Genomic DNA, 15598 nt, shown 5'->3' with positions numbered 1-15598 from the left:
GCGCATGAACAAGCTGAAACTGAAATCTTTTATCCTGGCGAATGCGGTGCTGCTGAGCGGCATGGTGCTGCCGGCTCACGCCGAAGATGAGGCGCAACTGATTAAGCAGGGCGAATATCTCTCCCGGCTGGGCGACTGCATGGCGTGCCACTCTTTGTCCGGCAAGCCTGCCTATTCCGGTGGCCTGGCGATTGAGTCGAACCTCGGCACCATCTTCTCCACCAACATCACACCGGATAAGCAGCACGGCATCGGCAACTACAGCGAGCAGCAGTTCTCTGACGCGGTGCGTAAAGGCGTCCTGCCGGACGGCTCCCGCCTCTATCCGGCGATGCCGTACCCGGACTACGCGAAAATCAGCGATGCTGATATCCACGCGCTCTACGTCTACTTTATGAAAGGCGTACAGCCTAGCGCGGCGCAGCCGCCGGAGACCGATCTGCGCTTCCCGTTCAGTCAGCGCTGGGGGATGCGTTTCTGGAACTGGGCGTTCACCTCCGACAAACCGTTCCAGCCGATTGGCGGCGCGTCCGAAGAGATCAATCGCGGTGCCTATATCGTCGAGAGCCTCGGTCACTGCGGCAGTTGCCATACGCCGCGCGGGCTGGGTATGAACGAGAAAGCGCTGGACAGCGGTGACGATCAGTTCCTGGCAGGCGGCAGCCTGAATCACTGGGAGGTGCCGTCACTGCGCGGGATACCGCACTGGACCCGGCAGGAAGTGGTGGAGTACCTGCAGACCGGGCGCAACGATAAAGCGGCGGTCGGCGGGGAGATGACCTCGGTGGTGGAGCACAGCAGCTCACACATGACCGACGCCGATCTCAACGCCATTGCCGCGTACCTGAAGTTCCTGGGCGGTAACCCGCCGCTGCAGGCGGTTAATGTACAGGCGCAGCAGGCGACGGAAGCGAAACTCACCGCCGCGAAGAACCTCAGCGAAGGCGAGCGTCTCTATCTGGATAACTGCGGTGCCTGTCACTTCGTCACCGGCAAAGGCGCGCCTGGCGTCTTCCCGGCGCTGGATCAGGCGACCATCGTAAACGCTAAGGATCCCGCCGGGCTGATCCACACCATTCTGGCCGGAGCGCAGCAGCCCTCGACGGAGAAAGCCCCGTCGAAACTGGCGATGCCGGGCTTTGCCGGACGGCTGAGTGATGATGAAGTCGCGCAGCTGGCGACCTTTATTCGTCAGGGCTGGAGCAACACCGCGCCTGCGGTGAGTCGCGATCAGGTTGCGGAGGTGCGTAAAACGCTGAAGTAACCGATCAGATGGCCCCCCGGTTAATGTGAGGGGGCCATCGCTCAGTGAAAGGTGTGCGCCACTTCCAGCACACCATTAATGACAAACTGCACGCCCATACAGACCAGCAAAAATCCCATCAGGCGCGAGATCGCCTCAATGCCACTCTTACCGACCAGCTTCATGATGGCCCCTGAACTGCGCAGCGAGATCCAGAGGATCAGGCTGACCAGCAGGAAGGTCAGCACCGGCGCGACGCTGATCACCCAGGCGGGGAAATCGACGCCGCTTTTTACCGTTGAGGCGGAAGAGATGATCATCGCGATCGTCCCCGGCCCGGCGGTGCTCGGCATTGCCAGCGGCACAAACGCGATATTCACCGGCTCTTTGGCCTCATCCAGCTCATCCAGCTTCTGCTTCGCCTCCACCGAATGACCTGCCGGCTTCGCCGGGAACAGCATCCGGAAACCGATAAAGGCGACGATCAGGCCGCCTGCGATGCGCAGGCCCGGAATGGAGATGCCAAAGGTATGCAGCACCGCATTGCCCGCGTACCAGGCCACCATCATGATGGCGAAGACATAGATCGACGCCTGGCGCGCCTGACGATTACGCGCCTGGAAGTTCATTTCGCCCGCCAGCCCTAAAAACAGGGCTACGGTGGTGAGCGGGTTAGCCAGTGGCAGGATGACGACCAGCCCCAGGCTGACCGCTTTAATCAGTTCCAGCATCGGTGATCTCCCCGGTTAGTGTTTTGGCCGCTCCAGCGCCTCAAGCAGTTCGGGGAAGAAGTCCTGCAGGATTTCTGGCGTCATCAGTTCGGGGTACTGCATCAGATGTTCTCGGATACGTTCGTTCACCTCCGGCAGCAGACGCTGGGCTGCGGCGCTGGCGGTGATCCGGTGCTTCTTCATGGCGCGCAGCAGGTCGGCAGGCAGCGTGTCTTCATCGGTGTCGTCTTCGATCATCTCCAGCGCATCCAGCTCATCGAACATCTCCATCAGCGCTTCGGTCTGCGGGGTACGCGACTCATATTCACGCGGATGTTCATCTTCCAGGAAGCGCAGCATCGCGCGCATTGGCGTGCCGTCGGGCGTCGACGGCGGCTCTGCGGCGAACCAGCTCAGCAGCTGGTGCATGGTGACCTGATGGACGCGGTAACCGCTGTCGACCAGTTCGTCGGCCAGCAGTTCGGCGGTTTCGTTTTCAATCAGGCAGATGTGGGTGCGGGCAGGTTCGTACTGTTCCAGCCATTGATAGATCTCTTCAATCACGCCATCGTCATACTCGAATTTTTTACTGAGATAGCTGCCATCCTGTTGGTGAACGCAGGCCTGAATCTGATCGGGGTCGAAGTAAAGTGCGATGTTGATGCCTTTCATGCGTGCTGTCCTGTAGAAATCAAAACAACACTATAGCGCTCAACCCCAGGTTTAGGGAATGTCAGGCGTCACAGCATCGGGGCGTTTGATACTCCCCTCATGGCAGAGAGGGGAGCAGAGAGAAGGGGATCAGGAGATAAAGTTTTTGCCCTGCTTCAGGACGACATCACAGGCTTTGGTTTTCAGCTTCTCACCCATCGGCGAGTTGCTCAGGCTCTGCAGGTTAAGCTGCTGGCCGTTGCCGGTATTCAGCAGGCCAGCCACACCCTGGGTGTAATCGGTTTGCTGCGCCTGCGCGGTGGTGGTGTTCAGGCCGAGCTTGCTCAGCACCTGATCTTTCACCGACTGCACATTGTTTTTCACCACGTTGTGCTCGACGCAATACTGCATCACACCGGCGGCGTTGGTCATGTTGTTGGCGCTGACCGCTTTGTCGCCACCGCCCAGCAGGCTGGTAATAGAAGAGAGCGACAGCCCGCCGTTCTGCTGGGTGGTGCTGGTGGTGTTCGCGTTGTTCTGCTGGCTGAGCTGCGACGCCGCGCTGCTCAGCTGATCCTGCCAGCTTGCCGCCGAGGCACTGCCTGCCACCAGAAGCGCCGCCACGCCCCATGCCCATGCCCTGCGCTGTACCTGTTTCATCTTAACCTCTGTCTGTACGTATTCAGTTCTGTTAAGAGAGGCTGAACAGCAGAAAGTTCCGGAGTTTCCTGCTTAACGGGCGCTTTGAGAATCTTCTGTAATAAGGACGAAAATCAAATCAGGTGAATAAGGATGTTATTATTCCGTGACGTTATTGTCTGCGGATAAAAATAAAAATCCTTCGCTGAAACATTATTTAATATCTGTTCATCGCTGCATTCACTTTATGAGGAATCGTCCTGGTTTATCTCCATTCTGCCGCTTTGGTTAAACGGTACTTTATTCCTGCTTGTGTCTTTGTTGTTAATATTTACCTGTGAAATTAAATTCTTTTAAGATATTGTTTATATTGTATTATTTTATTTAATCTTCTGCCAGATTAAGCCGTTTCCCACCAGGGTTAAGCTGTTTTTTCGCATCGCTTTTAAAATTTTCTGCTGATTTTTTTTAATATTCCGCCTTGCGAAATCCACGAGGGTATTCATGCTTAATTACTGTATCAGGCCGTTATGGCCGACTTATTGAACGGGAGGGAAAATATGGCTGGGCAGCCAGAGCACAATAACGATGCAGAGGTCACGCTTAAACTCGCTGAAGAGCAAATAGCACTGACGAAGCAGAAGATTGTGGATGGACATGTCCGCGTTACCCGTTCCACAAACGAGCATGACGAGGTCATCAGTACACTGGTTAACCGGGATAAGGTTGAGGTTGAGCATGTAGCAAAAGCAGAACCCGTTGAGGAAATGCCCGACATCAGGGAAGAGAACGGTGTACTGATTGTCCCGGTCGTTGAGGAAGAAATCCAGATCGTCCGAAAGCTGGTGCTGAAAGAGGAGATCCACATCCGAAAAGTGCAGGAGCGTGTTCCTTTTCAGGAAGTGGTGACCCGACGTGAGCAGCAGGTAAAGGTTGAAAGAGATGACGATCAAAACCGCTAACAGAGAGGAACCTATCATGGCACAGGAAAAAATCGTAACACTGTTCGATTCTGCACAGCAGGCAGAGGCCGCGAAAAGAAATCTCGTGAAAGCAGGCTTTTCTGATCGGGACATCAGTCTGATCAGTGGAGAACGTTTACAGCAGGAAGGGCACTCCGTCCGCCATCCGAGCCTGTGGCAGCGTCTGTTCGGTCACACCGTCGGTCAGGATCAGGCGGATGTCTACACCCGGGCGATGGACAAAGGCGGTGTCGTGCTGACCCTGCGAACCGAAGAGGAGAAGCTGGCCCGCGCCATGACGATTCTCCATTCGCATGACTCCGTAGAGGTACCGTCACGGATGCAGAGTTCAGTTGAGAATGGCACCCGCGCGCCCGGCATCGATCCCACCGCCGGTAAGCAGTTTGCCGGTGAGATCAACGACCGCCAGGCAGAACCGCGACGCACTTCGCTGACCGGGGATGAGAGCGAAGCCGACATTCTGCGCCTGGCCGAAGAGCAGGTAGAAGTGGGTAAACGTCTGGTCAGCGAAGGCTCGACCCGCGTGCGCCGCTACACGGTGACTGATACCGTCTCTGAAGATATTTCGCTGCATGAGCAGCACGCCGACATCTTCCGCCGCTCGGTGAACGAACCCGCGCTGGCCGGCGAAGTGGACTGGTCGGAGAAAACCGTCGAGGTCGCTGAGACCCATGAGCAGCCGGTGATTAATAAGACGACGCACGTGAAAGAAGAGGTGGTCGTGCGCACCGAGGGCAGCGACCGCACCGAGACCGTTAACGACACGGTGCGTCGTCAGGAAGTAGATATCGACCCTGCGCGCAGCGGACTGGAGCGCGAGCTGCCCGGAACCACGGCAGCGGCGAAACCCGCCACCGGTTCACCGTCACCCGCGACGCATCATCGCGACCATAAAGAGAGCCTGACGGAGAAGGTGAGCGAGAAAGCCAGCGAAGTGAAGGATAAGGTGGAGAACAAGCTGCATCACCGCGAGTACGACCATTCGCACTGAGGCGCCGATCCTGACAACCGGCGCTGACGGGTATCGCTGATGCCCAATGCTGAAGATGCAAGGAAGAGCCAACCGCGAGGTTGGCTTTTTTGCGTTTGAGGGGAAATAAAACGGATAACGACGCAATATCTTCTTCGATATAATCAGGGACTCTCCGCGCGGGTCGGGCAGAGATAATACCTGAGGGAATAAAGTGAACTGTAAACCGATGCTTTTCGTGCTGGCGGCGTTCTCCCTGTCGGCTCAGGCCGCCCAGAGCGGAACAACGCTTCAGCATAAGGACTGGGAAGTCGTCTGTGATAATACGCTGACCTGCCGTATGGCGGGTTATGGTAAAGAAGAGGATCCCTCCGGCTCTATCCTGCTCACCCGTGCCGCTGGTCCCGCAACGGAGACCGTGGGAGAAGTGACGCTGGGCGACACTGAAGATGACAGCGAGCCAGCGGAGAAACTGACGCTGTGGATCAACGGGAAGTCCGCAGGCGATCTGACGGCGGCGGATGATAACTGGCGGCTGTCGGCCAGCCAGACCGCTGCGATAATCAGCGCCGTGAAAGGCAACGGTAACGTCGAATTTAAAGGCGGCTCAAAGCCGTTCCAGCTTTCCGGCGAAGGTGCGTATGCCGCGCTGCTGAAAGCCGACGACGTGCAGGGCCGTATCGGCACGCCAGGCGCGCTCACCAGAAAGGGCAATAAACCGGAGAACAGCGTGGCTAAGGCCGTGCCCGCACCGGTTATTCAGGCAGCTAAAACCCTCAGCGGCGAACCCCGTTTGCTGACCGCACCGGAAACCGACGCGCTGAAAACCCGGTTGCTGGCCTCGGTCAATCACAATGACGATGACACCTGCGACAGCCTGTTTTCATCGGCAGAGAACAGCGATCCGGAGACCGACGGGCCCACTCTGACACCGCTGGATGACACCCATGCTTTGCTGTCGGCGCTCTGCTGGCGAGCCGCTTATAACGAGGGGTATGGCTACTGGGTCATCGATAAGCAGCTCAAAGGTACGCCGATACTGGTGACCACATCCGGATCGGATTATGACAAGGGCGAGATCACCAGCGTGCAGAAAGGCCGGGGCATCGGGGACTGCATGAGCCAGGAGAGCTGGGTCTGGGATGGTCAGGCGTTCCGTAAAAGTTATGACGGCGGAACCGGCATGTGCCGCTATATCCATGCTGGCGGTACCTGGGATCTGCCGACGCTGGTCACAGACGTGAAGTCTGTTGCGGAGTAGATCTTCTGGTTAACGGGATCTCAGCGTTTACCTGAGCGGCTATGAGGCCATCCGTTTCACTGCGCACAGGCTTTATCGTCACTCTGTGCCGGTGAAACCGGCATACTGAAGCGACTGTTCAGTGCGGGCAGGGAAGGGCAGGATTTCAGCCAGAGAGGCTACGCGGTGTAGTGAAGAACCCGGAAGACGTTTTTTTCAGCAGTTGCGTCGGCGTCGGCGGATAAGGGTTGCGGAAACAGGGGGCAACGGTATAATCCACAACGTTTTCCGCATCCCTTCAGTGCCGAAGTGGCGAAATCGGTAGACGCAGTTGATTCAAAATCAACCATCGAAAGGTGTGCCGGTTCGAGTCCGGCCTTCGGCACCAAGTATGCAAATTTAAGTCGCTTAAGGGCGGCTTTTTTTGTTTTTATTGCTCTGGAACTGAGTGTTTCGCATCCGGTTCAAGCTTTCAATATTTACAGTGAACCTTATGTTTATAACCTCTTCCACAAAATAATTTCGCCATACGATCTGCTTCTATCTCGGTTGGTAAAATTATCAACTATATGTGATGAATAACAATAGCCTCACTAAGTTCTGCTGATTTGTGTTATGAGAGGAAAAATAATGAAATAGAGTAATGTAACTATTACGCAATATGGCCTTTTGAATAAATAACGGGCTATGAAGACTTTCAGAAAATCCTCCTTAAAACCTACATTTGTACTTATGTTGAGTTCGAACATATTTCCAGCTAATCTATACAGCAATACACGGTATAGTCCTTTACTAGCAGGGACTTATGGCCGCTGTGAGTAATACAAAATACACCATAGTAGCTTACTGACCTCGTGCACCCTTCTGCCAGAAATAGTAGGTAAACAGCAGACAGAATTTAAATGTTATGAGAAGAAGATTTTTCTGGCTTTGGCCGGAGGCAAAATCTGAACATCTATGTCCTGTAGTCAACCAGATTGCTTTAGAGTCTGCTCTCGCAAGGCATGGATGAAGTATGATCAAACTAATAAATTTTCTCAATGTTCAGTAGAGTTAATATTTTCGTTTATATAGAATAGTTACAAATCCACATCAGAGACCGTGCGGTTATGAGCGCAATCACATTACAAAAGGCTTTGGGTGTACTTGCGAAGTCATCTTCGTTTTCCGTTACCACCATGACACACCGCCAGAGGGATGAGTTCGATCAGTTGAAGGAACAACTCTTTGTTAAACAAGAGATTGAAACCGAATTGCAACGCTATCTTGATGTTGCTAAACCCGGCGAAATTATTTTTTTGTGCGGTAGTAGCGGGGACGGAAAGTCCGAAATTCTAACCCGCTGTCAGTCAGATCCGCGTTATCAGCGGCGTTTTAGTTTCCATCTGGATGCCACTCATAGTTTTGCCCCTCGACAATCAGCTATTGATGCTTTGAATGAGTTGTTTGCTAATCATCATCAGCAGTCATCTCCATTGCTCATTGGCATCAATACCGGAATGCTTGCTAACTTTGCCCGAGAAGGTGCTGAATGCCATAAGGTGATTCGGTCTGCAATTGACTCATTTTTTTCAGGGCAGCAGGATGCAAGCCGTCCTTACCGTAACGAGAATTGTTCTTTTTTTGATTTTGAACACTATCCTAAATTCCAGTTTAACGAAAATAAAAACTATTCTTCATTTATTAAATCCTTATTAGATAACTTAACTCGTGATGATGATAATAATTTATTTCAATTTATCTTTCGGCGCGATGAATCAATTAACCCTGGCCTAAAAGAGGTCGCAAACTTTAAATTGCTTTGCATGCCTGGCGTGCAGAATGTATTAATTACGCAGCTCTTTAAGGCGCGGTTGATTAAAGACCAGTTTGTGACGACCCGAACGCTGCTGGACTTTCTTCATCATTTGTTAATGGGGCCTGGCTACTTATTTGATAATCTCTTCATCGGTGCAGAAAATGATCTGATTAAAAAGGTTTCCGATTTTGATCCCGCCAGATTGCACACCTATGAACTTGATCAGTTTGTTTTGCGCTATGAACTGGGACTGGTTGACGCTGATCTCGATGCTTTTTTAGCCGCACTTGAGCCGTTGCACATTAAGTTTGATCGCCAGAGCGTTAAGCCCGGTGACGCAACCTCATTGATCCGGCTTTTCTGGCTGTTGCAGCACGAGTCGTTAGGTAATGATTATCATCGGAGATTTTCTGCGTTCTTTAACGAATCGTTGTTTGAACGTTACTCAGAAATCTGGCATTTGCATAGAAATTACACAGCAGATCCGGAGCAAAAAAGGTCACTGAATCGCTTCTATACTTTTGAGCTTATCGCGGGTATCCAGCGTTATGCTAACCGCAAAGCACCTGAATTAAGTATGCAAAAAGAAGAGTTCTTTTTGGGTGAGTTTGGTGGGATAAAAATAACCGCACCAGTAGAGGTGAAGCCTGATTGGGATGCTATCCGTAATAAAAATACAGCTCATCCAACAGGCTTCGATGTCTATTTAAAGGTGGGGAAAAATCCACTGCCGCATATTCATATCGGGCTTAATTTGTTCGAATTACTGGACAAGTTGAATAATGGCTATCGTCCGAATAAATACGATAAAAATGCCATCGTGTTACTGGACGAAATTGTAGAGTTGATCGCGGAGCAGGCTAAGTCCAGCAGCGAAATAAAATTTTATGATGGCAGACAACGAGTTTATCGTGCAAAGGCGGATGACGATATGATCACTATTAGCGGTATGGAGAGTTAGCAGAATGTACCCTATCGCAAACGAGTTAAAAGTGGGTAACAATCAACTGGATAGTTACCTGCCTGTGCGCAATAAAAACAACGATATTAGCTGGCAATTCGTCACCGGTCTGGTCCTCAGTTACGCCCTGAAACGCAAAATCGAAGCTTATGCTCCCGAACAATTCCGTGAAGATTGTAAAACACATCTGCAGGAGCTGCTTGATGAGCCTGCATTCTGGTCCGTGCTGGAACGGATGTATTTTTCCAGTCACGATATTTTGCGTGTCTCCCCACTTTTTTTACTGTTCCACGCCCAGTTTAATGGTGAAAAAATAAGTGCGGGTTCAACGGCAGATAAACGACTTGGCACGCTATTTGCCAATTTGATGGGAGATTTTAGCCTCCTTTATCCCATACAGGACAGACTGAACTTCATCGAGCAGCAAATGCTGAATAAGCTAAATGAAAAAATAAAGCTGTTAGGGAAAGGACCGTTTGCTGATGAGCAACCGTATCTCCCGTATATGGTAACGTGTTTTCAATCTGATCTGGCATTTCTGGCAGAACATCCGCAGTACCTTTTACAGGAATTGACTAACACCCTACGTTTGTACGCCTTTAGCTGGTGCGCTCAATTGGCGCTCAATCTGGACAACTGGCAGGATGGCGAACCACAAAGCAAATCACTATTTTTTATTCTTGATAGCGAAAAAGCCAGCTCCGAACGGGAAAAGGTGAAACGTTATGGTTATAAGCTGTTCGCTAGCCAGAGCGAAAAACTGTTCCCGGTTCTCTCTGCACTTGAGGTTTTGCAGTGGGGAAAAGGACAGAAAAAGCGTCCGTTATGGCAGATTTATCAAGACACTCTGAATGATTCAGACTCATCTGCCCGAGTACTTAATGACCTTAACGTTTATTTGCAGGATTTTATTGTGGATCGTGGCCTCCCGCTTCGTGAACGCGCAATAAACCTGGAAAATGCCTTCAAACAGCTCTTATCCGTTGCCCTAGAGCAGTTTCAGGGAAAAAAAACTGACCGCGCGACGGTCAATCGTAAATACGTTAACGAGTTGGAAAACCAGATTTGCACTGACTTCATTCAGGTCCGTGGTCGGGCAGGGAAAGTGCTGGTACTGAATCAGGATCGTCTTCTTTTACTTACCAATCTCACTGTGGGCAAAAATGACAAACTCCGCCTGCATGAACTGCTGCGTGGTTTTGAACAGCGCGGTTTTTATCTTGACAACCAGTCGGCGCAAACGCTTGTGGCGTTTTATGAACGCATGGGAAATGTAGAGCGAATGAGTGATAGTGGAGACGCCGTTTATGTCCGTAAAACAGTATGAAACCTATCTGGCAGAAACCTTTGTTGAATGGGTAGGTGGCATCATTCAGCCTGGCGAGCGTTATCAGTTCAAATCTCCTGATCCCGATAATGCCCTGAAACTCTGGGAAGCATTCGTTTCTCTGGCGGACGGCAATCGGTTGGAAATTGCGCCAGGACAATATGTTGATTGTCTCCCCTGCAATGGTGTTCAGCTTATTCCTGTACTGCATGGTGCTGAGGCTCCAGCATTCACAGAAAACTACATTTCTCATTTGCGCGATGAAGTTGCAGGGCGCAGCGGCGTTTTTGCCCAGACAGCGCTGTTGATTATTCACAACAGCATGCTCGATACTCTGATTAACAGCACAAAAGACGTGGCGGCACCGGATGCTATCTGGTATCCACAAACTTTCAGTCATCAACTTGAAAAGCTCATTACCACAGGCAGTAAACGTTCGGAATTATCCCACTGTTTACTGGAGGATCAACTTGCGACGGTACTGGATGAAGGCGCGACCGTATTTGGTTTTTCGTCGCTATATCGCTTACTGGACGATGGCAATCTGGATTTCTCTGAGCTTCATCTGTTTAAAGATGATGAACTACTGAACTTTAGCCAGAAGCAGCTGCGCACCCGATTGAATGAAAACCGGAAATTATATCGCCAGATAGAAGATAGTGTTGAACGCTACAGTGGACAGCTGGAGAATGTGCTGCCTGAGTTTAGTTCAAAATTCATTCAGGAACATTTTTACGATAAAGATGACTGGCGTGAGCTCGATTTCTCCGACTACAGAAAAGAGAAAGAAAAGAATAGTGAACAAAAACTGGTGCTGGAAAACGTCTCCGTCGAAAACGGCGAGGTTTGGCAACGGGCGAAAAGCGCCAGTAAGGCAGGCAAGCGAGATATCAGCCTGCTGGTGCAGGTGCAGCCAGGGCAATCAAAGGCTGAGCTGGAATTCAGTTTTCAGGGTAATGATCTTCAGGATAACCAGATAAAGATTGCCCATAATCGTCAGTTAAAGAATGCACCTTTCTGGCATACCAGCCGGGCGGGTGGCAAGACTTCCCGCATTATTGCGTCGGTGCCTTTTAATGGTCATCCCTGCTTCTTCAGTCTTGAACTGACCAACCGCAATAATTCAGCCGAAGAGTATAAATTTCGCCTATTGTTGGTCGAGCAGGGACAATTCTGGCTGAACGATATTCAGCACTGTTACCGCATTGAGCCAGGTAAAGAACAAATTACTCTGCAACTGGAAGATAACATGCTGCGTGTTGCCGAGTCTGGCAATCTGACTTGTACGTTGAATGACGAGAGCGAAGACATAGACTGCCAGCATTTTGCTCAGGTGAATTTTGAAACGCTGGCAAATCAAAGTGACCTGGTTCAGTTTGCGATCGTTTCCGGTGATTCACGTCTGTCGTTTAACATAGAGGGACCGGGAGCAGAAGAAGGGCTAACGTTACCGTTGCTTTTTGACCAAAGTCGTTTTAATAAGTTGTTCAAAGAAGGGGGCAATGCAACCTGGAACCGACTAAAAGGGCGCATCATACTCGATAATACTGAACACAAGGTCGCAGGTGTACGCCAGCAGTTGTTGATACTGGAAGCCTCATTAATCGAGCAACGTCTGCTGGGTACGGGAAGTGACGATAGCGAGTTTGCGCTGGATGGACTTCTTGCCAGCTACCCCGATCTCCATAATGCTTATGACCAGTTATTTGCTTACTATCATCGTCGTAACACTCTGCCGAGTCTGGTGTCGTGGTCAGCGGAATATCGCACACTGGTCAGCTACATTGTTACTACGTTCGAACAGTCACTCCAGCAAATAGGCCTGAGCAGAGCGCTAACAGCACAAGAGAAACGTCTTCTGCATCTTGGGATCTGTCGCAATGAGAGCCATGAGCGCCTCTCTCCTCTGCATCCTCTGGTGCTGGCCTACCATCTACAACTGGTAGAAACTATCGTTGCGGAGTCGGAACAGCGCGATTCGGCATCATTTGCCACACTACCGCCGATTACTCTTGATCGATTGATGGTTTCCGGGTTAGTGCCGTTTGTTTATCACAGTGAGCATGAATATGCGCAACTACATCCGGTGGATGAAAACCGCTTCTGGATTGATGTGGTTCCTCAGCGGCAGGTCAGCCATGACTACGTTAAACGTCTGGTAAAAGACAAACTTAATGAGTTTACGGACGCTTACGCCCGGTTATTCCAGAGGGCTGAGAACAGTGCATTGATTATCAATGCCATTAATCAAGGTAACGCCAAAGAACTATTTCTGGGATTAGTAGAATATTTTAAGCAAGAAAAAGAGAAGGCTATTTCGGTTCATGTGAACTGCTACGATGAACGTTTACTACCTAATATGTTCGATCACTTTGCAGAAAGTGGTAGCTATGAGCAGCTTAAAAACGATCTCGATCTGAACAGTGGCGTATGGAGAGCCGAAGCCGATATGCTGATTGACCTGCTGCGTAGCCGGTTAACGTTCAGCAAGTTTGTCCTACCGTCAGAAAGCGACAAGCTGGCCTATGCACATCTGGCATTTTTCACCAATACAGCACCTGTGGATTGCCGCCAGATTCGCATTGAAGATGCGTCCAGTGGGGTATTGTGCCATGGATTGATTGCTGGAGAAGGTGCCGAAACGCAAGGGGATGCTTACTTTACCGCGTTTGGACTGCGTGATGTAGATACTGAACCCTATTGCGCCCTGCGTATTGCCCAACTAATCGGCTGCCTGTGGCAACCTGCACGTCAAAGCAACAGCCAGTATCATGGACAAGGGATCGGCTTGGCTGTGAGCGGCAATTTTAAACAGCTACTGAATTACTCCTACAATAGTGCGCTCTGGACCACCATCATTGATCCAAAAGTCACTCTCGATTTTTTCACTAGTCAGAAAGATGTGGTGCTTATCCACTATTCTGACCAGTACACCAGTTGCGCAGGCTACGATGCTGTCACCGTCACGAAGCAGGTTGATCTATTCCTGCGGTTGCTCCAGACCGGAAGCCAGTCAGGGCAACCTGCTGTTGATAGTCAGCATCTATTGGCTGAATTTAATGCCTTTAACGGTGAATGGCTGCTGAAAATGCTGCGTTCCAGTGAAAGAGAGCGTAAAGAGAAGCACGGCATTATAGGCGCGTACAAATTTGTGCAATCTATGTTGCACCAGTCCGATATTTGCTGGATTCCGTTATCGGTAGCCGAAATGATCCGTGTGTCCGGTAATGTCGGGCTGAAAATGAAAGAAAGCGATTTATCGAGAAATCTACAGGGTTATCGTAACGGCGCGATCTCTGATGATGTGCTCTTTGTGGGATTCAAAGAAGACCGGCTCTATCTGTTGCCTCTGGAAGTTAAAACCGGGGTGCGGCCTGACTACAGCTATGCAGGCCAACAGGCTCGTGAGCTGAAACGTTATTTACAGCAGGACATTCTGGAACCACAAACGCTGGCATCACAATTGTACCGGGCGCTCTTTGTACGTCAGGTACTGATGCAGGTGGAGAAACTGCGCCTGTATGGAGTGCTGAACAATGATAAACTGGCTCCTTTGCTGGAACGACGAGAATGGTGGTTAACGGGTGACTATCAGTTAGGTGAGTTGACCGACTATGCGAACGGCTTCGTGGTGGCGCATGTGGACAGTGCAACCTGCTTCGATCTCTCTTATAAAGAGACACCGGAGAATATATTACAGATCGAAATCCCTTATACACTGCTGCCTTCGCTAATTGCTGCGCAGGTGAATGAACCACCGCTGGCAGAACGTTACCGGGTGCCGGAAAAATACCTGCTTAAACCAGAGGGTGATGCCACTCCGTCACAGCCCGAAGTCGTGGTAGAAGTCATAACGCCGACTGCTGCACAGTCCATTTCGGAACCTGAGTCGGATTCGTTACAGCCTGCTGTAACGGTGGTGGCACCTGATATTAGCGATACTCCATTACAGATCCTGTTTGGTCATGATGCTGCGCGTCAGAGCCCATTACAATGGGAGCCAACCAACACTGCGAAGTTCATGAATACCAATACAGGCATTATTGGAACGATGGGCACCGGTAAAACCCAGTTTACTAAATCGCTGGTCACACAGTTGATGCGCAATCAAGCCTGTAACGTTGATGGTAAACCTATTGGTTTGCTGATCTTCGACTACAAATCAGACTATGTGGACGAGGCTTTTCTTGATGCAACGGGGGCCAAAAAGTACAAGTTATTTAAGCTGCCTTACAACCCCTTATCTCTGTTTGGCGACACGCCAATGCTACCAATCCATACCGCAGGCGGACTATCAGAAACGATGGCAAAAGCCTATGGACTGGGTCATAAACAGCAGCTGAAATTAGAAAACCTGATTTTAGAATGCTACGAAGCGGCAGGCATTTCGCCTGAAGATCCGACGACATGGTCACGGACTGCACCGACAATTGAAGATGTATGGCAGCGCTTCCTCGATCAGGAGAAGGTTGAAGAAGATTCGCTTTACGCAGCACTTTCTAAACTGGCGCGTTACAAGATATTCGAGACCATCCCGGAGAAGATGACCAGCTTGTACGAATTGATTAACGGCGTCACCGTTATTGAACTGGCTGGTTACCCGCCAGAAGTGCAAAACCTTGTAGTCGCGCTAACACTGGATCTTTTTTACGCGCAGATGCAAAAGCGCGGCAAACCAGTGGTGCGAGGGGATTATCGTCAGCTCACAAAAATGATTCTGGTGGACGAAGCCGATAACTTTATGCGGAAGGATTTTTCCAGCTTGCGTAAGATCCTTAAGGAAGGGCGTGAGTATGGTGTAGGTGCAATTTTGTCTACTCAGGAGATTACGCATTTTAAAACAGCAGACAATAATTATGCTTCCTATATTTTAACTTGGGTAATTCATCGAGTATCTGAAATCAAGAACGCAGATATTAAAGCTGTGTTTAACGTTGATGATAAATCAGAGCAAGAAGCATTAATGGGTCAGATTCGCCAGCTTGAGAAACATTTTAGTTTATACATTAACGGTGACAAGCAAGTCTTTAAAATGCGCGATAAAGCATTTTGGGAACTACATCAGAATAATTAAGA

10 protein-coding genes and 1 tRNA gene are annotated in these 15598 nt (G+C 50.4%); 8 read left to right on the top strand and 3 right to left on the bottom strand.

All coding sequences use genetic code 11. The features are described 5' to 3' along the window. Positions 1-4 precede the first annotated feature (4 nt). Complete coding sequence (locus J1C59_RS16115; RefSeq protein ID WP_140916850.1) at positions 5-1264, top strand: c-type cytochrome; 1260 nt, start codon at positions 5-7, stop codon at positions 1262-1264. A 41-nt stretch (positions 1265-1305) separates the two neighbouring features. Here J1C59_RS16115 and J1C59_RS16110 read toward each other — a convergent pair whose 3' ends face one another. The 3 genes from J1C59_RS16110 to J1C59_RS16100 form a co-directional block, all read right to left on the bottom strand. Further along, entirely contained in the window at positions 1306-1974 is a 669-nt protein-coding gene (locus J1C59_RS16110) for a MarC family NAAT transporter (protein ID WP_128084088.1), read from the bottom strand. A gap of 15 nt (positions 1975-1989) precedes the next feature. Then, entirely contained in the window at positions 1990-2625 is a 636-nt protein-coding gene (locus J1C59_RS16105) for a hypothetical protein (RefSeq protein ID WP_128084089.1), read from the bottom strand. A gap of 129 nt (positions 2626-2754) precedes the next feature. After that, entirely contained in the window at positions 2755-3264 is a 510-nt protein-coding gene (locus tag J1C59_RS16100; RefSeq protein ID WP_128084090.1) for a YjjA family protein, read from the bottom strand. A gap of 539 nt (positions 3265-3803) precedes the next feature. Here J1C59_RS16100 and J1C59_RS16095 point away from each other — a divergent pair. The 7 genes from J1C59_RS16095 (at position 3804) to dptH (ending at position 15596) form a co-directional block, all read left to right on the top strand. Then, complete coding sequence (locus J1C59_RS16095; RefSeq protein ID WP_128084091.1) at positions 3804-4205, top strand: DUF2382 domain-containing protein; 402 nt, start codon at positions 3804-3806, stop codon at positions 4203-4205. A 16-nt stretch (positions 4206-4221) separates the two neighbouring features. After that, positions 4222-5217: a YsnF/AvaK domain-containing protein gene (locus tag J1C59_RS16090; protein WP_128084092.1), complete on the top strand. Its 996-nt coding sequence runs from the start codon at positions 4222-4224 to the stop codon at positions 5215-5217. Positions 5218-5425: 208 nt separating this feature from the next. Then, positions 5426-6457: a DUF1176 domain-containing protein gene (locus J1C59_RS16085; protein ID WP_128084106.1), complete on the top strand. Its 1032-nt coding sequence runs from the start codon at positions 5426-5428 to the stop codon at positions 6455-6457. Between the two features lie 282 nt (positions 6458-6739). After that, positions 6740-6824: transfer RNA gene (locus J1C59_RS16080), tRNA-Leu, on the top strand. A 721-nt stretch (positions 6825-7545) separates the two neighbouring features. Beyond that, positions 7546-9195, top strand: coding sequence for a DNA phosphorothioation-dependent restriction protein DptF (gene dptF, locus J1C59_RS16075; RefSeq protein WP_128084093.1), 1650 nt, complete (start codon positions 7546-7548; stop codon positions 9193-9195). Between the two features lie 4 nt (positions 9196-9199). After that, positions 9200-10522, top strand: coding sequence for a DNA phosphorothioation-dependent restriction protein DptG (gene dptG / locus J1C59_RS16070; RefSeq protein WP_128084094.1), 1323 nt, complete (start codon positions 9200-9202; stop codon positions 10520-10522). Beyond that, positions 10503-15596, top strand: a complete 5094-nt coding sequence (gene dptH, locus J1C59_RS16065) for a DNA phosphorothioation-dependent restriction protein DptH (RefSeq protein WP_128084095.1) — start codon at positions 10503-10505, stop codon at positions 15594-15596. The genes dptG and dptH overlap by 20 nt, the downstream gene beginning before the upstream one ends. Positions 15597-15598 lie beyond the last annotated feature (2 nt).

Origin of the sequence: Pantoea deleyi (assembly GCF_022647325.1) — a bacterium.
Taxonomy (GTDB): domain Bacteria; phylum Pseudomonadota; class Gammaproteobacteria; order Enterobacterales; family Enterobacteriaceae; genus Pantoea; species Pantoea deleyi.
Note: the sequence above shows the minus strand (reverse complement) of the source record. Positions and strands in the feature narration are given on the sequence as shown.

Bases quoted from the DNA above. Each gene is read 5' to 3' on its own strand.
- J1C59_RS16110 (WP_128084088.1), bottom strand. From the start codon at position 1,974: ATGCTGGAACTGATTAAAGCGGTCAGCCTGGGGCTGGTCGTCATCCTG.
- J1C59_RS16095 (WP_128084091.1), top strand. From the start codon at position 3,804: ATGGCTGGGCAGCCAGAGCACAATAACGATGCAGAGGTCACGCTTAAA.
- dptG (WP_128084094.1), top strand. From the start codon at position 9,200: ATGTACCCTATCGCAAACGAGTTAAAAGTGGGTAACAATCAACTGGAT.
- J1C59_RS16115 (WP_140916850.1), top strand. From the start codon at position 5: ATGAACAAGCTGAAACTGAAATCTTTTATCCTGGCGAATGCGGTGCTG.
- J1C59_RS16085 (WP_128084106.1), top strand. From the start codon at position 5,426: ATGCTTTTCGTGCTGGCGGCGTTCTCCCTGTCGGCTCAGGCCGCCCAG.
- dptF (WP_128084093.1), top strand. From the start codon at position 7,546: ATGAGCGCAATCACATTACAAAAGGCTTTGGGTGTACTTGCGAAGTCA.
- J1C59_RS16090 (WP_128084092.1), top strand. From the start codon at position 4,222: ATGGCACAGGAAAAAATCGTAACACTGTTCGATTCTGCACAGCAGGCA.
- dptH (WP_128084095.1), top strand. From the start codon at position 10,503: ATGTCCGTAAAACAGTATGAAACCTATCTGGCAGAAACCTTTGTTGAA.
- J1C59_RS16100 (WP_128084090.1), bottom strand. From the start codon at position 3,264: ATGAAACAGGTACAGCGCAGGGCATGGGCATGGGGCGTGGCGGCGCTT.
- J1C59_RS16105 (WP_128084089.1), bottom strand. From the start codon at position 2,625: ATGAAAGGCATCAACATCGCACTTTACTTCGACCCCGATCAGATTCAG.